General features: G+C 65.1%; 17 protein-coding genes and 1 tRNA gene. 8 read left to right on the forward strand and 10 right to left on the reverse strand.

What is annotated here, in order from left to right; genetic code table 11:
- Window positions 1-12: 12 nt before the first annotated feature.
- On the forward strand, window positions 13-597 hold the full coding sequence (locus IM733_RS23305) for a D-Ala-D-Ala carboxypeptidase family metallohydrolase (protein WP_248918650.1): 585 nt from the start codon (window positions 13-15) through the stop codon (window positions 595-597).
- Here the strand turns inward: IM733_RS23305 and IM733_RS23310 are convergent.
- On the reverse strand, window positions 537-1,442 hold the full coding sequence (locus tag IM733_RS23310; protein ID WP_248918651.1) for a LysR substrate-binding domain-containing protein: 906 nt from the start codon (window positions 1,440-1,442) through the stop codon (window positions 537-539). The two genes, IM733_RS23305 and IM733_RS23310, sit on opposite strands and share 61 nt — an antisense overlap.
- 182 nt (window positions 1,443-1,624) lie before the next feature.
- Between IM733_RS23310 and IM733_RS23315 the strand changes: the two genes are divergently transcribed.
- The gene (locus IM733_RS23315) at window positions 1,625-2,242 is read left to right on the forward strand and encodes a LysE family translocator (RefSeq protein WP_248918652.1); all 618 of its coding nucleotides are present in this window, start codon (window positions 1,625-1,627) and stop codon (window positions 2,240-2,242) included.
- A gap of 67 nt (window positions 2,243-2,309) precedes the next feature.
- Here the strand turns inward: IM733_RS23315 and IM733_RS23320 are convergent.
- Window positions 2,310-2,386, reverse strand: a tRNA-Met gene (locus tag IM733_RS23320).
- A gap of 96 nt (window positions 2,387-2,482) precedes the next feature.
- Window positions 2,483-3,415 carry a FecR family protein gene (locus IM733_RS23325; protein WP_248918653.1) on the reverse strand — a complete coding sequence of 311 codons (933 nt, stop codon included), beginning with the start codon at window positions 3,413-3,415 and terminating at the stop codon, window positions 2,483-2,485.
- 191 nt (window positions 3,416-3,606) lie between these two features.
- Here IM733_RS23325 and IM733_RS23330 point away from each other — a divergent pair, with 191 nt between their 5' ends.
- From IM733_RS23330 to IM733_RS23350, 5 genes are all read left to right on the forward strand, one after another.
- Window positions 3,607-4,821, forward strand: coding sequence for an MFS transporter (locus IM733_RS23330; RefSeq protein ID WP_248918654.1), 1,215 nt, complete (start codon window positions 3,607-3,609; stop codon window positions 4,819-4,821).
- Between the two features lie 471 nt (window positions 4,822-5,292).
- Window positions 5,293-6,453: an MFS transporter gene (locus tag IM733_RS23335; RefSeq protein WP_248918655.1), complete on the forward strand. Its 1,161-nt coding sequence runs from the start codon at window positions 5,293-5,295 to the stop codon at window positions 6,451-6,453.
- A 129-nt stretch (window positions 6,454-6,582) separates the two neighbouring features.
- On the forward strand, window positions 6,583-7,209 hold the full coding sequence (locus tag IM733_RS23340) for a DNA-3-methyladenine glycosylase family protein (protein ID WP_248918656.1): 627 nt from the start codon (window positions 6,583-6,585) through the stop codon (window positions 7,207-7,209).
- 247 nt (window positions 7,210-7,456) lie between these two features.
- Window positions 7,457-8,515: a bifunctional DNA-binding transcriptional regulator/O6-methylguanine-DNA methyltransferase Ada gene (gene ada, locus IM733_RS23345; protein ID WP_248918657.1), complete on the forward strand. Its 1,059-nt coding sequence runs from the start codon at window positions 7,457-7,459 to the stop codon at window positions 8,513-8,515.
- Between the two features lie 54 nt (window positions 8,516-8,569).
- Window positions 8,570-10,972, forward strand: coding sequence for a DUF3772 domain-containing protein (locus tag IM733_RS23350; protein ID WP_248918658.1), 2,403 nt, complete (start codon window positions 8,570-8,572; stop codon window positions 10,970-10,972).
- Window positions 10,973-11,057: 85 nt separating this feature from the next.
- Here IM733_RS23350 and IM733_RS23355 read toward each other — a convergent pair whose 3' ends face one another.
- From IM733_RS23355 to IM733_RS23365, 3 genes are all read right to left on the reverse strand, one after another.
- Window positions 11,058-12,488 (reverse strand): aldehyde dehydrogenase family protein, encoded by a 1,431-nt coding sequence (locus IM733_RS23355; protein ID WP_248918659.1) that lies wholly within the window; start codon window positions 12,486-12,488, stop codon window positions 11,058-11,060.
- A 13-nt stretch (window positions 12,489-12,501) separates the two neighbouring features.
- Window positions 12,502-14,001 carry a purine-cytosine permease family protein gene (locus tag IM733_RS23360; RefSeq protein WP_248918660.1) on the reverse strand — a complete coding sequence of 500 codons (1,500 nt, stop codon included), beginning with the start codon at window positions 13,999-14,001 and terminating at the stop codon, window positions 12,502-12,504.
- Window positions 14,002-14,087: 86 nt separating this feature from the next.
- Complete coding sequence (locus tag IM733_RS23365; RefSeq protein ID WP_248918661.1) at window positions 14,088-14,477, reverse strand: YybH family protein; 390 nt, start codon at window positions 14,475-14,477, stop codon at window positions 14,088-14,090.
- Between the two features lie 335 nt (window positions 14,478-14,812).
- Between IM733_RS23365 and ycaC the strand changes: the two genes are divergently transcribed.
- Window positions 14,813-15,433, forward strand: coding sequence for an isochorismate family cysteine hydrolase YcaC (gene ycaC / locus IM733_RS23370; protein ID WP_248918662.1), 621 nt, complete (start codon window positions 14,813-14,815; stop codon window positions 15,431-15,433).
- A 278-nt stretch (window positions 15,434-15,711) separates the two neighbouring features.
- On the opposite strand, the gene IM733_RS23375 is transcribed toward ycaC, so the two are convergent.
- From IM733_RS23375 to IM733_RS23390, 4 genes are all read right to left on the reverse strand, one after another.
- Window positions 15,712-16,002, reverse strand: coding sequence for a cupin domain-containing protein (locus IM733_RS23375; protein WP_248918663.1), 291 nt, complete (start codon window positions 16,000-16,002; stop codon window positions 15,712-15,714).
- A 168-nt stretch (window positions 16,003-16,170) separates the two neighbouring features.
- Complete coding sequence (gene ychF / locus IM733_RS23380) at window positions 16,171-17,271, reverse strand: redox-regulated ATPase YchF (RefSeq protein ID WP_213659567.1); 1,101 nt, start codon at window positions 17,269-17,271, stop codon at window positions 16,171-16,173.
- Between the two features lie 22 nt (window positions 17,272-17,293).
- Entirely contained in the window at window positions 17,294-17,878 is a 585-nt protein-coding gene (gene pth, locus IM733_RS23385) for an aminoacyl-tRNA hydrolase (protein ID WP_248918664.1), read from the reverse strand.
- Window positions 17,879-17,957: 79 nt separating this feature from the next.
- Entirely contained in the window at window positions 17,958-18,554 is a 597-nt protein-coding gene (locus tag IM733_RS23390; protein ID WP_248918665.1) for a 50S ribosomal protein L25/general stress protein Ctc, read from the reverse strand.
- Window positions 18,555-18,661: the final 107 nt, after the last annotated feature.

Below are 18,661 nucleotides of genomic sequence, written 5' to 3' on the forward strand. Positions count from 1 at the left end.
AGAGGAGGGGGAATGAAAAGCAGTAGATTATGGCTAGTGGCCATTGGCGTGCTGGGCGTGGGTATGGCGCAGGCCGACGAACGGGACCTGTGGATGTTCGCCCAATGGGCGGGGGACCATGAAAACCGTGCCTTTCGCAACATGCTGGTGGATGCGCGGTTATATGGCGTGGTGCCGATCCACCAGTTGCTGCGCTCGGCGTCGGACTGGCGCCAGTGCCGAGCCTCGCCCTTCGCGGTGCCCCCGGCCAGCCACTGGCCGGCGGTGCGCTCAACGCTTTCTCTCATCAAGGCGCTGGATGAGCAGGGCGCTCTACGTCAGTTCGAGGTGGTTTCGGCCTACCGCGATCCGCAACTCAATGCCTGTGCGGGCGGTGCGCCGAGCAGTGCGCACATGCGGGCTTTCGCCGTCGATTTGCTGCTGCCGCCCTGGGCCGACCCCAACCCGTTGTGCCGTTTCTGGCAGCAGTATGGCGAGGCCTGGCGCATGGGGCTGGGCCGCTACCCGTCGGGGCGCATCCACATCGATACGTTCGGTTATCGTACCTGGGGCGGGGATGGCCGCTCTGCTTCGTCGTTCTGCAGCAAGCCCAGGTGAGCCAGGCAGGCCTGGCATTCGGCGCTCACCCACTGGGCGAAACGCTGGCGCTTGCCGCCGTCATCCAGGGGGCGTGGGCTGAGCAGGTGATAGCTGGAGCCGTCGCGCAGGAAACCGAACGGCGCCTCCAGCTGGCCGTTGTCCAGTTCGTCACGCACCATCAGCGCCGAGGCGATGGCCAGCCCCAGGCCAGCGCTGGCGGCCTGGAGCGACAGGTAGAAGTGCTCGAAGACGCTGCGCTGCCCTTGCTGGAGGCCCTGCCCGCTCAGGCGTAGCCAGGTCGACCAAGCGTCGGGGCGGGTGGCGCTGTGGAGCAGGCGCTGGCCCTTGAAGCTGGGCGTGGCGACCGGGCCGATCCATTCATCGCAGATCTTCATGCTGTGCAGCTGGCGGTCCCAGTGGAAATCATCGCGGCGCAGGGCTAGGTCCACGCCGGCCCGGGCGAAGTCCACCGGCCCGCCGGCGGCTACCAGGTGGAGTTGCAGGTCCGGGTGCTCGGCTTGGAAGCGCGGCAGGCGGGGGATCAGCCAGCGCATGGCGATGGTGGGTTCGCATGAGAGCACCAGCACGTTGTCATGGGCAGGTGGGTGCAGGCGCTGCACGGCTTGTTCGAGCTGTTCGAAAATGGCCCGGGTGGTGGCCTGCAGTTCGCGACCTGCTCGGGTCAGGAAAATGGCCCGGTTACGCCGATCAAACAGTTCCACGCCGAGGCTTTCTTCAAGCAGGCGTACCTGGCGGCTGACGGCGCCGTGGGTGACGTGCAGGTGTTCGGCGGCGCGCACGAAGCTTTCGGTTTCGGCGGCGATGTCGAAGTAGCGCAGGGCGTTGAGTGGGGGCAGTTTCATGGGCGGGTGTTGTCCGTTCTGGCCTGTTCGCCGGCAAGGCCGGCTCCTACAGGTTGGCGCGCGGTCCAAACCTGTGAGGAAAACTAGCGTATTTACCTCACTATAAATCGATTTTTACTGATTTGAAGTGCCTCGATAATCACGCCGCAAGTGAATTTTCATCGCCTATCGAGGACGCTTTCGTGAATGAACTCATCGCCGTCGCCCTATTCACCGTGCTGGCTGTCATCAGCCCGGGTGCCGACTTCGCCATGGTCACCCGCAGCAGTTACGCCCAGGGCCGCAAGGCCGGGCTGGCCGCCGCCATGGGGATCGCCCTGGGCGTGCAGGTGCATGTGCTGTACACCGTGCTCGGCATTGCCGTGGTCATCAGCCAGAGCCCGGCGCTATTCCTGGTGATGAAGGTGGTGGGGGCGGGTTACCTGGTCTACCTGGGCTACAAGTCACTGACCAATAACACGCGCATCAGCTTCGATGGGCAGGCGACGGGTAGCCACGCAAGCGCGCTGGTCGCGTTGCGCACCGGCTTCATGACCAATGCCCTGAACCCCAAGACCATGCTCTTCGTGGTCAGCGCGTACACCCAGGTGGTGCAGCCGGGCAGCCCGCTGACCGTGGATTTTGCCTATGGCGCGTTCATGTCGTTCGCTCACTGGGCCTGGTTCAGCCTGGTGGCGGTGTTCTTCTCCAGCGTGGGGTTGCGCAAGGCGATGATCGAGCGGCAGGTGATCGTGGACCGTTTGATCGGGGTGGCGTTGATCGGCCTCGGGTTGGCTGTGGCGGTGGCGGGGGTGAAGTAGTCGAGGGTGGCTGCTTTTTCGCAGGCAAAGAAAAAGGGCTTATCTTTCGATAAGCCCTTTTAAAAGGTGGTGGCTACACAGGGACTTGAACCCCGGACCCCAGCATTATGAATGCTATGCTCTAACCAACTGAGCTATGTAGCCAACTTGGCGCGCATTATTAGCTCGAAACACGATCCTGTCAACACTGATTTCAAAAAAAATTTCCAACCTTTCAAACGCTTAGCCGGAAAGCCCGGTTCAGCGCACGATCAGCCAGTGGCTCAGCACGCGGTACAGGCGCAGTTGCTGCCCGGCAGCCAGCGTGTCCAGGCTCTGGCCCGCGTGATCCAGATCGAACTCACCGCTCACGCGACGATACGCGGCCTGTTCGTCCTGCCACCAGACGCGCAACCCTTGATAGCCTGCCAGGCGCTCCACCACTTCCCGCAGTGGCATGTCGCTGGCCGGCAGTCGACCGCCGCGCCAGGCATCGGCGGACTTGATGGTGATCTTTTCGACCGGATTGATCCGCTGGTCGCTGAAGGTGACCCGCTCACCGGCGTTGACCATGCGCTGGTCGCCACCTTGCAGGACGATGGCCTTGCCGCTCAGCACTGTCAGTTCATCGTGGGTACTGTGGCGGGCGATCTGCAGGCGGGTGCCGAACACCTGGATCCGGGTGTCGCCGACCTGCACCTCCATGGCCCGCCCATCGAGCATCACTTCCAGGTAGACCTGGCCCTGTACCAGTTGCAGCAGGCGGGTACGCCCGCGCAGGTCGACATTCATCGCGCTGGCGCTGTCCAGGTGCAACGTCGAGCCGTCGGCCAGGCGCACGCCGCGGCGCTCGCCGACGTCGGTATGCACTTCGCTGGCCAGGCGTTGCAGCAGCGGCCAGTAGAGAACGGCCAGCGCACTCAGCAGCGCCAGGAACAAAGCAGCCAGCCATATGCCGGCACGGCCGCGGCGAACTTCGACGACCTGCGGGCGTGGTGGCGTCACCGGGGCCTGTAGCTGCTGCCAGTAAGCTTCCAGTTGCGCATAGGCGCGCGCGTTCAGCGGGTCCTGGCACCACTTGCCGAACGCCTGGCGCAGAGCCTCGTCGCAACCGGGCTGGCGCAGGCGGGAGAACCAGTCCAGTGCTTCCTGCTCGGGATCGGGCGTGGGGTGCAAGGCGGGCATCGGGGTCATGGGATCGGGCTGCTCGCAAGGGCGGGGCGGTTTGGCCCAGCGTTTACGGGAGGGAGGCAAATGATGCTAATTATATTGAGAATTATTTACAAGTGCGTGCGAGATGTACGGAAGGGGTAAATAAAAAGGTAGCTTCGTATCTATTTGTTTCACGATAATCGGATCCCAACCTGCGGACGGAAATCCAGCCCATGGCCATCAGCAATACCCAGAGTTCCAGCGCGAGCAGCCCGGCAAGCCAGGCGAGCCCGCTGGTGATGCGCATCATCGGTTTCTGCGCCCTGGCGCACCTGATCAACGACCTGATCCAGTCGGTGCTGCCAGCGATCTACCCGATGCTCAAGGCCAACTATGGCCTGAGCTTCGCCCAGATCGGCCTGATCACCCTGACCTTTCAGGTGACGGCCTCGTTGCTGCAGCCGTGGGTCGGTTTCTTCACCGACAAACGACCGACGCCCAACCTGCTGCCCTTGGGCACCCTGTGCACCCTGGTGGGGATCGTGATGCTGGCCTTCGTCGGCAGCTTCCCGATGATCCTGCTGGCTTCGGCGCTGGTGGGGATCGGGTCGTCGACCTTCCACCCGGAGACCTCGCGCATCGCCCGCCTGGCCTCGGGCGGGCGTTTCGGCCTGGCTCAGTCGAGCTTCCAGGTTGGTGGCAACGCCGGTTCCGCGTTCGGCCCGCTGCTGGCGGCGGCCATCGTCATTCCGTTCGGGCAGACTCACGTGGCCTGGTTCGGGATGGCCGGGCTGTTCTTCTTCGCCGTCACCCTGATGCTGCGCCGCTGGTACAAGGACCACCTCAACCAGTTCAAGGCGCGCAAGGCGGCGCAGGCCACCCATGGCATCTCGCGCCAGCGGGTGATGCTGGCGCTGGTGGTGCTGGGGTTGCTGGTATTCTCCAAGTACTTCTACATGGCCAGTTTCACCAGCTACTTCACGTTCTACCTGATCGAGAAGTTCCAACTGTCGGTGGCCAGCTCGCAATTGCACCTGTTCCTGTTCCTCGGCGCGGTGGCGGCCGGCACCTTCTTTGGTGGGCCGATCGGTGACCGCATCGGGCGCAAGGCGGTGATCTGGTTCTCGATCCTGGGCGTGGCGCCGTTCACCTTGGCGCTGCCCTATGCCGACCTGTTCTGGACCACCGTGCTCAGCGTGGTGATCGGCTTCATCCTCGCCTCGGCGTTCTCGGCCATCGTGGTGTATGCCCAGGAGCTGGTGCCGGGCAATGTGGGGATGATCGCCGGGATCTTCTTCGGGTTGATGTTCGGCTTTGGCGGGATCGGCGCGGCATTGCTGGGGTACCTGGCCGACCTGCGCGGGATCGAATACGTGTATGGGGTGTGCTCGTTCCTGCCGTTGTTCGGGTTGCTGGCGGTGTTCCTGCCGTCCACTGGCAAGCGTTGATGGGGGCGCCGCCGCATTGCTCTGCGGTGACCTCTGTAGGAGCGGCTTCAGCCGCGATCACCCGCAAAGCGGGTGCCAGGCACCGCGATGCCTGCATCGCGGCTGAAGCCGCTCCCACAGTGATCTCGGTAGGCGCCGGCGAACGATTGACGTGCCGTTCATCGATGGCCTAGAGTGCCGCCTCCTCTTTACCTGCGTAGTCGATGCAATGAACCGTAGTGCTCATCCACACCGCCAGCCTGTCGCTCCGACAGCGCGCCGTGCGTGGCCGAGCGACACGGTGCTCAAGCGTCGGCGCAGCGTGCTGTTCGCCTTCACTTTCTCGCCACACCTTGCCCTGAACTGATCCGCGCCCTTGCGTCCAGCGCCTCCCAGGCGTGACTGCGGGCGCCTGCGTTCGAACATTTTTCAGTGGATTTTCCAGTCGGCCAGGGCCACAGCCCCTGCGCGCCGGCTTGCAAGGAGTGGTACATGAACATGCGTTTGCTGGCGGGCCTGTTGTTCGCCGTGTCGGTGGTCGGTTTCAGCCTCGGGGCGAGCCTGCCGCTGGTGTCGTTGCGCCTGCACGAGGCGGGGGCGGGGACACTGGAGATCGGCATCCTGTCGGCGATCCCGGCGGCAGGCATGATGCTCTCGGCATTCATGGTAGATGCCTGCTGCAAGCACCTGACCCGGCGCGTCATCTATCTGCTCAGTTTCAGCCTGTGCACCCTGAGCATCGCCTTGCTGGAATGGGCCTTCGACTCGATGTTGTGGCTGGCGCTGCTGCGGCTGGGGCTGGGCATCGGCATGGGCATCGCGATCATCCTCGGCGAGTCGTGGGTCAACGAGCTGTGCCCGGACCACAACCGCGGCAAGATCATGGCCCTGTACGCCACCAGCTTCACCGGCTTCCAGGTCCTCGGCCCGGCGCTGCTGGCGCTGCTCGGTGCCGACAGCCCGTGGCTGACCGCCGTGGTCACTGCCTGCTATGGGCTGGCCCTGCTGTGCATCCTGTTCACCGTACCCAACGACCACGTCGAGCACGGCGATGAGGGCGAGAAGAGCTTCGGCCTGGCCGGCTTCTTCCGCGTCGCCCCAGCGCTGTGCGTGGCGGTGCTGTTCTTCTCGTTCTTCGATGCCGTGGTGCTGTCGCTGTTGCCGGTATACGCCAGCAGCCATGGTTTCGCCGTGGGGGTGGCGGCATTGATGGTGACCGTGGTGTTTGCCGGGGACATGATTTTCCAGCTGCCGCTGGGCTGGCTGGCCGACCGGGTCGAGCGCACCGGCCTGCACCTGGTATGCGGGCTGGTCGCGATGGGCATCGGTATCGCCCTGCCGTGGCTGCTGCAGATGACCTGGCTGTTGTGGCCGTTGCTGGTGGTGCTGGGCGCGGTGGCGGGGGGGATCTACACCCTGGCGCTGGTGCTGATCGGGCAGCGCTTCAAGGGGCAGGACCTGGTCACGGCCAATGCCAGCGTCGGATTGCTCTGGGGCGTGGGTAGCCTGGTCGGGCCGCTGGTCAGCGGCGCGGCGATGGATGTAGCGCCCCATGGCCTGCCCATGGCGCTGGCGCTGATGGCGGGGTTGTTCGTGTGCTTCGCGCGGCAGGCGTATCGGCGGGCGGGCAAGTTGCAGGCGGTGGTGGACTGAGCGGCTTGTGCTGACTGCGCCGGCCCATTCGCCGGCAAAGCCGGCTCCTACAGTTGGACGCAAGAAGGGTCGTTTCATCGTGTAGCGGTTGGTCTAGGATGGAGGTTCAACCGTGTTTGAGCCGCGCTGATGATCCTTGCCGACCTTTCGCCCCAGGCCTTTGACGCGGCCACCAAGTACCTGGCTGGCCAGGACCCGGACTGGGCGCGCCATATCGCCGTCACCGGCCCTTGTCTGCACCAGGCCACGCCCGGTCGCGAGCCCTACGAGACGCTGGTCAGGGCGATCGCCTACCAGCAATTGCATGCACGGGCGGCGGAGGCGATCCTCGGGCGATTGCTGGCGCTGTTTCCCGAAACAGCATTCCCTACGCCGGAACAGTTGCTGGCGGTCAGCCCCGAGAGGATGCGGGCCTGCGGGTTTTCCGCGAGCAAGACCGCGACGCTCCATGGCATCGCCCAGGCGCATCTGGCGGGTGTCATACCCAGTCGGGCAGAGGCCTTGCTGCTGTCGGATGACGGGTTGATCGAACGTCTGGTGAGTTTGCGCGGGGTCGGGCGTTGGACGGTGGAGATGCTGCTGATCTACAGCCTGGAGCGTTCGGACATTCTGCCGGTGGATGACTTTGGCGTGCGTGAGGGCTATCGCCGGATGAAAGGGCTGGAAAAGGCACCGACACCAGCGCGGATGCGCGCGCTGGGGCAAGCCTGGAGCCCTTATCGTACGGTAGCGGCCTGGTACCTGTGGCGGGCCTGATTGACCGGCGTATTCCCTGTAGGAGCCGGCTTTGCCGGCGATTGGGCCTGTGCAGGCAGCGCAAGGCCGTTGTTTTCGTACCGGCTGTGGCGGCCCATTCGCCGGCAAAGCCGGCTCCTACAGGGAGCGTGCGGGTGTTTGACGATGAGGGTGTTTGGATGGCACCTGATGAATTACCTGCAAGAATCGGAGTGATCGTGCCAGCCACAGCTGTCAGGCTGAACCGATCCACGCCTGGAGAGACGCCATGAACCCCGTCCCGACCTACACCACCGAAGCCGCCCGCTGGCACGCCGTGCAATCGCGCGACGCCGCCGCCACCGGCCATTTCGTCTACGCCGTGCGCACCACCGGGGTGTATTGCCAGCCTGCCTGCAAGTCGCGCCTGGCCAAGCGCGAGAATGTCGAGTTCTTCACCGACGCCGCCCAGGCCGAAGCCGCCGGCTACCGCGCCTGCAAACGCTGCGCGGGCATAAACCAGGCCGTGCGCCGCAGCGACCTGGTGGCCCGCGCCTGCCGCCTGATCGAGGCCAGCGACCCCGCGCCCAGCCTCGACCAGCTAGGCGCGGCGTTGAACCTCAGCCCCTTCCACCTGCATCGCCTGTTCAAGGCCGAAACCGGCCTGACACCCAAGGCCTATGCCTCGGCGTTCCGCGCCCGGCGCCTGCGCGAGCGTCTGGAAAATGCGCCCAGTGTCACCGAAGCCATTTACGATGCCGGCTACAACTCCAACAGCCGCTTCTACGAAAGTGCCGGTGAACGCCTGGGCATGCGCCCCCGTGAGTACCGTGCGGGCGGGGAGGGCGCGACCATCCACTTCGCCCTGGGCCAGTGTTCGCTGGGGGCGATCCTGGTTGCCCAAAGCCAGCGTGGTATCTGCGCGATCCTGCTGGGCGACGAACCCGAGCCATTGCTCGACGAGCTGCAGGAGCAGTTCCCCAAGGCGCGATTGATCGGCGGCGATGCCGGGTTCGAACGGCTGGTCGCCGAAGTGGTGGGTTTCGTCGAAGCCCCGGCGCTGGGCCTGGCCCTGCCACTGGACGTGCAGGGCACGGCCTTCCAGGAGCGGGTTTGGCAGGCGTTGCGCGAGGTGCCGGCGGGCACCCGGGTGAGCTACACCGACATCGCCGAGCGCATCGGCGCGCCCAAGGCGTTCAGGGCGGTGGCCCAGGCTTGCGCGGCCAACCACATCGCCGTGGCCATCCCCTGCCACCGGGTGGTGCGCCGTGACGGTGACCTCAGCGGCTACCGCTGGGGCATTGAACGCAAACAGCAGTTGTTGGACCGAGAAACGGCACTCTCCTGAGCGCTCGGACCGCGTAGAATTCACGCCCTGTCGAGTTGTATAGAGGAACATTCGATGAGGCGTGTCAGCCTTGACCGATTTTATGCAGGGCTTCTGGCCCTGCTGTTGTGCCTGGCCGTACCGGCCTGGGCCCAGCCGGCCACGCCGGTATCGCGCCTGGCCGTGGCCGAGCAGCAGGTGCTGGACGAAAACGCCGGGCTGGAAGCGTTGAGCGAACGGCTCGACCAGATCCGCCAGGGCGTCACCAGCAACGCCAACGACGACCTGCTCGCACAGTTGCGCCAGTCGGCCCTGCAGGTGCAGCGCCAGGCCGATGTGCTGGTCACCCAGCGCACCGCCGACGTGCAGCGCCTGGACGACCAGCTCAACGTGCTTGGGCCGCAGATGCCGGAAGAAGCGCAGAGCCTGACCCGCCAGCGCAAGCAGCTCACCGACGAGAAGAACGCGGTGCTCGCCGAGCAGAAGGAGGCCACCACGCTGGCCCAATCGGCCCGTGACCTGTCCACCCAGATCGTCAACCTGCGCCGCAGCCTGTTCAACTCGCAGATCACCAGCCGCGCCGCCAGCCCGCTGAGCCCGGCGTTCTGGTCGAGCCTGATCCGCCCCACCGACGACGACGTGGCGCGCCTGCGCGATCTGCGCGGCGAGGCGTCGGACGCCATGGCCAGCGCCTTCAGCGCCGAGCACCGCTGGTGGTTCATCACTGCCCTGGTCGCAGCTGTGCTGGTCTGGACCCTGGTGCGCCGGGTGCTCGAGCGGTTGCTGGCCGACGCGATGATCCGCTGGTTGCCCGAAGGCCGCCTGCGCCGCAGTGCCCTGGCGCTGAGTGTCAGCCTGGCGACTCTGGGCACCATCTCCGGCTCGGTGTCGCTGCTGCGCTGGGGCCTGGAAAGCAGCGCCGACCTGGGCCCTGACCTCGCCAGCCTGACCAATCACATCCTCGCCCTGGTGGTGTTCAGCGCCTTCATCTCCGGCCTGGGCCGCGCCATGCTGATGCTGCAGCGTCCGTCCTGGCGCCTGCCGCCAATCGCCGACGAAGTGGCCAGCGCCCTGGGCTGGTTCCCCAAGGTATTGGCCCTGGCGCTGATGGTGCTGCTCACCCAGGAGCGCATCAACAGCGTGATCGGTACCAGCCTGGCCCTGACCCTGGCCACCAACGGCGTGACCGCGCTGGTGGTGTCGCTGCTGTTCGTCGTGGCCCTGCTGCGCTACCGCCGCGCCCATCGCCTGCACGACCTGGAGCGCCCGAAAGGGCTGGCCGGGCTGATCCCGTTCGTGATCGTGCTGTGGGTGGTGGCGATCCTGCTCACCCTGCTTGCCGGCTACCTGACGCTGGCGTACTTCCTCACCGCCAAGCTGCTGTGGATCAGCGTGGTGGTGACCTGCGCCTACCTGCTGGTCACGGTGTTCGGCGACCTGTGCGAAACGTTGCTATCCCCTCGCCAGCCGGGTGGCCTGGCACTGGCCTCGGCCCTGGGCCTGCAGCAACGGCACCAGGCCCAGGCCAGCACGGTGCTGGCGGGGATCGGCCGCACGCTGCTGCTGTTCGCCGCCGCGCTGCTGGTGTTCATGCCTTCGGGCACCAGCCCGGGCGAGCTGCTGCTGAGCCTGGCGGACTGGGACGGCACCGGCGGCAAGGTGCTGGGTAACCTGAACATCGTGCCCCAGGACATCTTCCTGGCGGTGGCGATCTTCCTCGGTGGCTGGTTCGCCATCCGCGTGGTCAAGCGCTGGCTGAGCGAGCGCCTGCTGCCGGAAACCGACATGGACGCCGGCATGCGCGCCTCGCTGGTGACCCTGGTGGGCTACCTCGGTTTCCTGTTCCTGGCCATGCTGGTGATGTCCACCCTGCACATCAACCTGACCAGCCTGACCTGGGTGGTCAGTGCGCTGTCGGTGGGTATCGGTTTCGGCTTGCAGCAGATCGTGCAGAACTTCATTTCCGGCCTGATCCTGCTCACCGAACGCCCGGTGAAGGTGGGCGACTGGGTCAGCCTGGCCGGTGTCGAAGGTGATATTCGCCGGATCAACGTGCGCGCCACCGAGATCCAGATGTCCGACCGCTCGACGGTGATCGTGCCCAACTCGCAGTTCATCTCGCAGAACGTGCGCAACGTGACCATGGCCAACGCCCTCGGGGTGGTCAGCATCACCTTGACGCTGCCGCTGGAGACGGACCCGGCGAAAGTGCGCGAGGTGCTGCTGGCGGCGTACAAGGAGCATGAGTCGATCCTCGATGCGCCGGCCACGTCGGTGACCTTCAAGGACCTGACCAGCAGTGGCATGGTGATCGGGGTGAGCGGCTACGTGGCCTCGCCTCGGCAGGTGTCGAGCACCCGCAGCGACCTGCTGTTCACCATCCTCGGGCGCTTGCGCGACGAGGGCATTGCCCTGTCCTCGCCGCAGAGCATGGTGCTGGTGCAGGAGAACGGGCGACCGGCCGACGAACCGGCGTGACACCATTCGCCGGCAGGCCGGGCCTCCTGTAGGAGCCGGCCTTGCCGGCGAATGGGCCGGAACGGGCAAAGACGAGATTACGTCGTCAGCCCAGGCACCGCGTCACATGTTTCACCGATTGATACCCCGAAAGCCCCCACGGTCCGAGCTCGCGGCCAATGCCGCTGCCCTTGGTCCCGCCCCACGAGGTCTCGACGAACACCGCCTGCACCGAGTTGATCCACACATGCCCGACCTCCAGCGCATCGGCCACGCGCTCGGCGCGTTCCAGGTCGGCGGAGCAGACGGTGGCTACAAGCCCGAAGCGGCTGTCGTTGGCTTGGGTGATGGCTTCGGCTTCGGTGCTGAAGCGCCGTGCGCACAGCACCGGCCCGAAGATTTCCTCGCCCCACAGTCGGCTGCTCTCGGGCACATCCACATACAGCGTTGGGCTGACGAACCAGCCATCACGGTCTAGCGCCTTGCCACCGGCCAGGCACTTGAGGCCTTCCTCGCGTGCGGTGGCGAAATAGCCGGCTACCTTGAGCCACTGCGCCTGGCTGGTCAGCGGCCCCATGTCCACTTCTTCAGTGAGCGGGTTGCCCACACGCAACGCCTCCAGCGCCGCCTGCAAGCGCGGCAGCAGCGAAGCGGCGATGCCGTCCTGCACCAGCAGCCGCGAGGTGGCCGAGCACATCTGCCCGGCGTTCCAGGTAATGCCGGCGACGATCCACTCCACCGCCTGGTCGACATCGCAATCGTCGAACACCACGATGGCCGATTTGCCGCCCAGCTCCAGCGTCACCGGCCGGCACTGGGCCGCCGCGGCGCGCATCACCTGGCTGCCGACGCCATTGCTACCGGTGAACGACAGCTTGTCCAGGCCGTTATGGCCGCTCAGGGCGGCGCCGGTCTCGGCCTTGCCGTTGACGATGTTCAGCACGCCGGCCGGCAGGCCCAGGTGCTCGGCGATCTGGCCGTAGGCCTGCTCGATCAGTGGGGTGACCTCGGAGGGCTTGAGCACCACGGTGCAGCCTGCCGCGAGGGCCGGGGCGAGCTTCCAGGCGCTGGTCACCAGTGGGAAGTTCCACGGCACGATCAGGCCGACCACGCCTACTGGCTCCAGGCGGGTGCGGGCGGTGAAGCCCGGGGCGGCCAGGGGCACGTCACGGTTTTTCGCCGGCAATTGCTCGGCCAGGTTGGCGTAGTAGGCGAAGGTGGCGATCGCGTCGTCCAGGTCGATTTCGGCCTCGTGGCGCGGCTTGCCGTTGTTGCGCATCTGCAGGGCGATCAGTTCGTCGCGGCGTTGGCCCAGCTGCTCGGCGAAGCCGCGCAGGTAAGTGGCGCGCTCGGCGGCACTGACCGTCTTCCAGGGCGCCAGGGCGCGGCGTGCGGCGGCCACGGCCTGGTCGACCTGGGTGGCGCTGGCGGCCATCAGTTCGGCGAACGGCTGGCCTTCGGACGGGTTGTGGACAACGATGCAGTCGCTGCCCTGGCCTTCGACCCAGCGGCCGTCGATGTAGTGAGGTGTGGTCATGGTTGGATTCCAGTCAGGCCATTTCGGCGGTGGTCACGGGCTTCACGGGTGTGCTTTTGCAGCGCACCCAGCGCGGGCCCCGGGGGCCATACACGCCAGTGGGTTCAGGGAACAGGTTGAGCAGGACCAGGTACAGCACGGCGGCGATACCCAGGGTCACCGGCAGGCTCAGGTCGATGCCGCCGGCCAGCTCGCCCAGTGGGCCGACGAACTGACCGGGCAGGTTGACGAAGCACAGGCCAACCACCGCGCTGGGGATCCACGCGCCCATGCCGCGCCAGTTCCAGCCGCGGTCGAACCAGTAGTGGCCGCCTTGCTGGCCGCGGGTGAACACCTGCAGGTCGTCGGCGTGGTAGAAGCCGCGGCGGGTGATCAGGCCGAGGATCATGATCACCATCCACGGGCTGGTGCAGGTGATGATCAGCACGGCGAAGGTCGACACGCTCTGCACCAGGTTGAAGGTGAAGCGGCCGACGAAGATGAAGCCGATGGCCAGCACGCCGATCAGCAGGGTGGCGGCGGCGCGGCTGAGCAGGCGCGGGAACACGCTGGACATGTCCAGGCCGGTGCCGTACAGCGCCGTGGTGCCGGTGGACATGCCGCCGATCACCGCGATCAGGCACACCGGCAGGAAGAACCAGCCCGGCGAGATCGCCAGCAGGCCGCCGACGTAGTTGTTGGCGGCGATGTAGTCTGGCGCCTGGCTGGCCACTAGGGTGGCGGTGCACAAACCGAACAGGAACGGGATCAGCGTGGCGGCCTGGGCGAGGATCACCGCCAGCATGATGCGCGCCTTGGGCGTTTCGCGCGGAATGTAGCGCGACCAGTCGCCGAGGAAGGCGCCGAACGACACCGGGTTGCTCATGGCCAGGATCGCCGCGCCGACGAACGCCGCCCAGAAACCGGCCTGGCCGAGGTTGACGCTGCCGGCGTAGCCTGCGTCGAAGCGCCCGGCGAAGGCGAAGATGCCCAGCAGGAACAGCAGGCTCGAGGCCCACACCGCGATCTTGTTGACCCACAGCATGAAGCGGAAACCAAAGATGCACACCACCAGCACCAGCACCGCGAACAGGCCGTAGGCCAGGCCCAGGGTGAGGTCGGTTTCCGGCAGGCCGACCAGGCGCTTGGCGCCGCCGACCAGGGCATCGCCCGAGCTCCACACCGACAGCGAGAAGAACGCCACGGCAGTGAGCAGCGACAGGAACGAACCGACGATGCGCCCGTGCACGCCGAAGTGCGCGCCGGACGAAACCGCGTTGTTGGTGCCGTTGAGCGCGCCGAACAGGCCCATCGGCGCGAGGATCACGGCGCCGATGCCGACCCCAAGCAGGATCGCTAAGACCCCGGCCTGGAACGACAGCCCGAACAGTACCGGGAAGCTGCCCAGCACGGCGGTGGCGAAGGTGTTGGCGCCGCCGAAGATCAGGCGGAACAGGTCAAGCGGGGAGGCGTCGCGTTGATCGTCGGGGATCTGTTCGACGCCATTGGTCTCGATACCGGTCGAGTGGCTCATGGTGAGGCTCCAGCGCGAATGTTGTCGGCCGTCGGGCGGCCTTGTTGTGGGTGCGATGGCAGTGCGGCAGGGCCGCTTGAAAGTGATCAGCTCGGCGCGACGACCGACAGGTGCTCGTGGCAGGCCAGCCAGCGTTCGCCGTGCAGGCGCAAGACGATGGTTTCGCGCTCGTTCAGGTCAAGCACTTCAGCGGCGACTCGCAGGCGCGTGGCCACATCGTGCATGAAGATCGCCACGTCGCCTTGCAGGCTCACCTGGGCGTTGCTGGACTCACAGCCGAGCACGGCGAAGCCGTCCGCCTGCCAACTGGCCCAGAGGTCTTCATAGGCGCGGCGCGACAGCAGCGGTTGCGGCACGGTGTGGAAGAGAAAGGTGGCGTCTTCGCTGAAGCAGGCGAAGTAACGGGCGGTGTCGTTGCTGGCGAAGGCGGCGACGAGGTCGGCGGCGGCCTGCCGTACCTGGAGTGTCTGGTCCACGGAAGTGGCCTCACGGTTTATTGTGATTGTTGGTGAAGCGATTCTGGTGGGGGCGGGCGAGGGGAAAAATCGCTGTGGACAAATAATCAGTTCAGGAAATCCTGAACCAATGTGTGGGCGGTTTCTCCCCAGGAGACGGCGCCTTCTGTAGGAGCGGCTTCAGCCGCGATCATCCGCGAAGCGGATGCCTGGCACCGCGGTGCCTGTATCGCGGCTGAAGCCGCTCCTACAGAGGTTGTGCCAGGCCGGCTGGCGCACAGCCGACTGACGGTCGGCCCTGATCACCGTGTTTGCCTACGCTGAAACTCCCTACCTTTGAAGCAAGGAGTTCGGTCATGGCTTTTCATTACAACCGCCTGGACAAGAACAACGCTGCAGTCCTGCTGGTCGACCACCAGGCCGGCCTGCTGTCGCTGGTGCGCGACATCGACCCCGACCGCTTCAAGAACAACGTGTTGGCGCTTTCTGACCTGGCCAGGTACTTCAAGCTGCCGACCATCCTCACCACCAGTTTCGAGACCGGCCCCAACGGCCCGCTGGTACCCGAGCTCAAGGAACAGTTCCCCGATGCGCCCTACATCGCCCGCCCCGGAAACATCAACGCCTGGGATAACGAGGACTTCGTCAAGGCGGTGAAGGCCACCGGCAAGAAGCAGTTGATCATCGCCGGGGTGGTCACCGAGGTGTGCGTGGCCTTCCCGGCGTTGTCGGCGTTGGAGGAGGGTTTCGACGTGTTCGTCGTCACCGATGCCTCCGGCACCTTCAACGAGCTGACCCGCGACTCGGCCTGGCGGCGCATGGAGGCCGCGGGCGCACAACTGATGACCTGGTTCGGCGTGGCCTGCGAACTGCACCGTGACTGGCGCAACGACATCGAGGGGCTGGGCACGCTGTTCTCCAACCATATCCCCGACTATCGCAACCTGATGACCAGCTACAGCAAGCTGGCCAAGTAACGTTTTCACGGGCGCGGTGAGCGGTCACCGCGCCAGCTTCAATGCGCCATTCGCGGGTGTCGCGGACCAGATCGCCAGGGCCAGCAGCCAGATGCGCGAGCTCATGTGTTGCCTCCGATAAACAGGCCGGCCAAGGTCCGGACCCATTTGTCCCGACGGTTGACCGGCAGTGGTCAGGTCCATCGGGTTTCGAGGCAGTGCTTCGGGGTGAAGGTAGGGCGCCGACCCTGTAGGAGCCGGCTTGCCGGCGAACCGGCCCGCACAGATAAACTGATGGGCTACTTCAACTCGGTCTCAATGAACACGATCTCGTGGTCACTGGCATTGATCACGTTGTGCTCGACCCCCGCCTTGCGGAAGTAACTCTGGCCCGCCACCAGTACTGCCCGTTTTTCGCCGTCCGGCGTTTCCAGCAGCAAGGTGCCATCGGTCATCGGCACCACCACATAGTCATGGCCATGCAGATGACGCCCGGTCTCGGCGCCCGGAGCGAAGCGCCATTCGGTGACGATCACTTCGTTGGTGTCCACCTGCACGGTGGGGATAGCCTGGGGGCGAGTGTGCTTCATGAGCGAGTCCTGTCTGCGCAAAAGTATCTAGCCTGGACCGGGCCGTGGAGGGCGATAAATGCAAATCTGCTGGCAGTCAGTCAGCGAAAAGCTCACCTAAGCCGCAGAAACAAGAAAACCCCTTGAGCGCGAACGCTCAAGGGGTTTCTCTCATCGAAGCCTGATGACTTAGACGTTGAAGCGGAAGTGCATCACGTCGCCATCTTTGACGATGTAGTCCTTGCCTTCCAGGCGCCACTTGCCGGCTTCCTTGGCACCGCCTTCACCCTTGAACTGGATGAAGTCGTCATAGGCTACTACTTCGGCGCGGATGAAGCCTTTTTCGAAGTCGGTGTGGATCACCCCAGCGGCCTGGGGGGCGGTGGCGCCTACGCGCACGGTCCAGGCTCGCACTTCCTGCACGCCGGCAGTGAAGTACGTTTGCAGGTTCAGCAGCTCGTAGCCGGCGCGGATCACGCGGTTCAGGCCCGGCTCTTCCAGGCCCAGGGCCTCGAGGAACATGTCCTTCTCTTCGCCTTCGTCCAGCTCGGCGATTTCGGCTTCGATCTTGTTGCACACCGGCACCACCACCGCGCCTTCTTCCTCGGCGATGGCCTTGACCACGTCCAGGTGCGGGTTGTTGTCGAAGCCGTCTTCGGCAACGTTGGCGATGTACATCACCGGCTTGCTGGTCAGCAGGTGGAAGCCACGAATCACGGCCTTCTCGTCGTCAGCCATGTTTTTCATCAGGCTGCGCGCCGGCTTGCCTTCGGTGAAGTGCGGGATCAGTTTTTCCAGGATGGCCTTCTGTGCCAGGGCATCCTTGTCACCGCCCTTGGCGTTGCGTGCGACCTTCTGCAGTTGTTTCTCGCAGCTGTCGAGGTCGGCGAAGATCAGCTCCAGGTCGATGATCTCGATGTCGCGCTTGGGGTCGACGCTGTTGGAGACGTGGATCACGTTCTCGTCTTCGAAGCAGCGCACCACGTGGGCGATGGCGTCGGTCTCGCGGATGTTGGCGAGGAACTTGTTGCCCAGGCCTTCACCCTTCGAGGCACCAGCGACCAGGCCGGCGATGTCGACGAATTCCATGGTGGTGGGGAGGATGCGGTTCGGCTTGACGATCTCGGCCAGCGCGTTCAGGCGCGCGTCGGGCATCGGCACGATGCCGCTGTTCGGCTCGATGGTGCAGAAGGGGAAGTTCTCCGCCGCGATGCCAGACTTGGTCAGGGCGTTGAACAGGGTGGACTTGCCGACGTTGGGCAGGCCGACGATGCCGCAATTGAAACCCATGGGTATTCCCCTTTCTAAAGTGTCAGGCCTTCTGGCTGTGCAGTTCGCGCATCGCCTTGGCAAAGTCGCCGGCAAGCACGTCGGGCATCACGCCGAGGGCAAAATCGATGCTGGCGTCGAGCTTCTCCTGCTCGGCGCGCGGCGCGCGACCCAGGACGAAGTTGGAGACCAGTTTGGCGTCGCCCGGGTGGCCGATGCCAAGCCGCAGGCGGTGGAAGTCGTTCTGGTTGCCGAGCTGCGCGATGATGTCGCGCAGGCCGTTGTGCCCGCCATGGCCGCCGCCCTTCTTGAGCTTGGCGACGCCGGGGGGCAGGTCGAGTTCGTCGTGGGCCACCAGGATCGCTTCCGGCTTGATGCGGAAGAAATTGGCCAGAGCCGCCACGGACTGGCCGCTACGGTTCATGTAGGTGGTGGGGATCAGCAAACGAACATCGTTGCCTTGATGGCTGAACTTAGCCGTCAGGCCAAAATACTTCTTGTCAGCGGTCAGCGAAACGCGCTGGGCACTGGCAAGGCGTTCAACGAAAAGAGCCCCTGCGTTATGCCGGGTCTGTTCGTATTCGGGGCCGGGGTTACCCAGGCCGACGATCAACTGGATGGCGGTCACGTCAGGGGCTCTTCCTTGGAGTTGGTGGGTTACGGTGCGCGCGGCACTGTAACCCGATCAACGCCGGCGTGCGAGTGGATTACTCGGCAGCGCCTTCAGCAGCTTCAGCGGCAACGCGCGGGGCGTGGACGTTGGCAACAGCTTTGTCATCACCGTGGGCCAGAGCAACGAACTCTACGCCTTTCGGAGCTTTCAGGTCCGACAGGTGGATGATGGAACCGACTTCGGCCTTCGACAGGTCGACTTCGATGAACTCAGGCAGGTCCTTGGCTTCGCAGGACACTTCGATCTCGGAAACGACGTGCGAGATCTCGCCGCCTTTCTTGATCGGGGCTTCTTCGCCGACGAAGTGAACTGGAACCTTGGCGGTCAGCTTCTGGCCAGCAACGACGCGAACGAAGTCGGCGTGCATGATGAAGCCTTTGGCCGGGTGACGCTGCATGGCCTTGACCACGACGTTTTGCTTAGTGCCATCGACGTTCAGTTCGATTACGTGGCTGAAGGCAGCTTCGTTTTCGAACAGCTTGGCGATTTCCTTGGCCACGATGGTCAGGGATTGGGCTTCTTTATCGCCACCGTAGACAACGGCAGGGATGTTGGCGGTGTGACGCAGGCGGCGGCTCGCACCTTTCCCCAGGTCAGTACGCGCTTGGGCGTTCAGGATGAAGTCAGTCATTTTGTTTCTCCAAAATAGCCTCCCGAAAGGCGTTTGCGACCAGCGCCAGACGGGGATGGCAAAAAAGCCCCGCCCCAACAACCAGTGTTGGGGCGGGGCGCTTTTCG

Origin of the sequence: Pseudomonas entomophila (assembly GCF_023277925.1) — a bacterium.
In the GTDB taxonomy this organism is placed as follows: domain Bacteria; phylum Pseudomonadota; class Gammaproteobacteria; order Pseudomonadales; family Pseudomonadaceae; genus Aquipseudomonas; species Aquipseudomonas entomophila_D.

Bases quoted from the DNA above. Each gene is read 5' to 3' on its own strand.
- IM733_RS23305 (WP_248918650.1), top strand. From the start codon at position 13: ATGAAAAGCAGTAGATTATGGCTAGTGGCCATTGGCGTGCTGGGCGTG.
- IM733_RS23310 (WP_248918651.1), bottom strand. From the start codon at position 1,442: ATGAAACTGCCCCCACTCAACGCCCTGCGCTACTTCGACATCGCCGCC.
- IM733_RS23325 (WP_248918653.1), bottom strand. From the start codon at position 3,415: ATGACCCCGATGCCCGCCTTGCACCCCACGCCCGATCCCGAGCAGGAA.
- IM733_RS23330 (WP_248918654.1), top strand. From the start codon at position 3,607: ATGGCCATCAGCAATACCCAGAGTTCCAGCGCGAGCAGCCCGGCAAGC.
- IM733_RS23335 (WP_248918655.1), top strand. From the start codon at position 5,293: ATGAACATGCGTTTGCTGGCGGGCCTGTTGTTCGCCGTGTCGGTGGTC.
- IM733_RS23340 (WP_248918656.1), top strand. From the start codon at position 6,583: ATGATCCTTGCCGACCTTTCGCCCCAGGCCTTTGACGCGGCCACCAAG.
- ada (WP_248918657.1), top strand. From the start codon at position 7,457: ATGAACCCCGTCCCGACCTACACCACCGAAGCCGCCCGCTGGCACGCC.
- IM733_RS23350 (WP_248918658.1), top strand. From the start codon at position 8,570: ATGAGGCGTGTCAGCCTTGACCGATTTTATGCAGGGCTTCTGGCCCTG.
- IM733_RS23355 (WP_248918659.1), bottom strand. From the start codon at position 12,488: ATGACCACACCTCACTACATCGACGGCCGCTGGGTCGAAGGCCAGGGC.
- IM733_RS23360 (WP_248918660.1), bottom strand. From the start codon at position 14,001: ATGAGCCACTCGACCGGTATCGAGACCAATGGCGTCGAACAGATCCCC.
- ycaC (WP_248918662.1), top strand. From the start codon at position 14,813: ATGGCTTTTCATTACAACCGCCTGGACAAGAACAACGCTGCAGTCCTG.
- IM733_RS23375 (WP_248918663.1), bottom strand. From the start codon at position 16,002: ATGAAGCACACTCGCCCCCAGGCTATCCCCACCGTGCAGGTGGACACC.
- ychF (WP_213659567.1), bottom strand. From the start codon at position 17,271: ATGGGTTTCAATTGCGGCATCGTCGGCCTGCCCAACGTCGGCAAGTCC.
- IM733_RS23390 (WP_248918665.1), bottom strand. From the start codon at position 18,554: ATGACTGACTTCATCCTGAACGCCCAAGCGCGTACTGACCTGGGGAAA.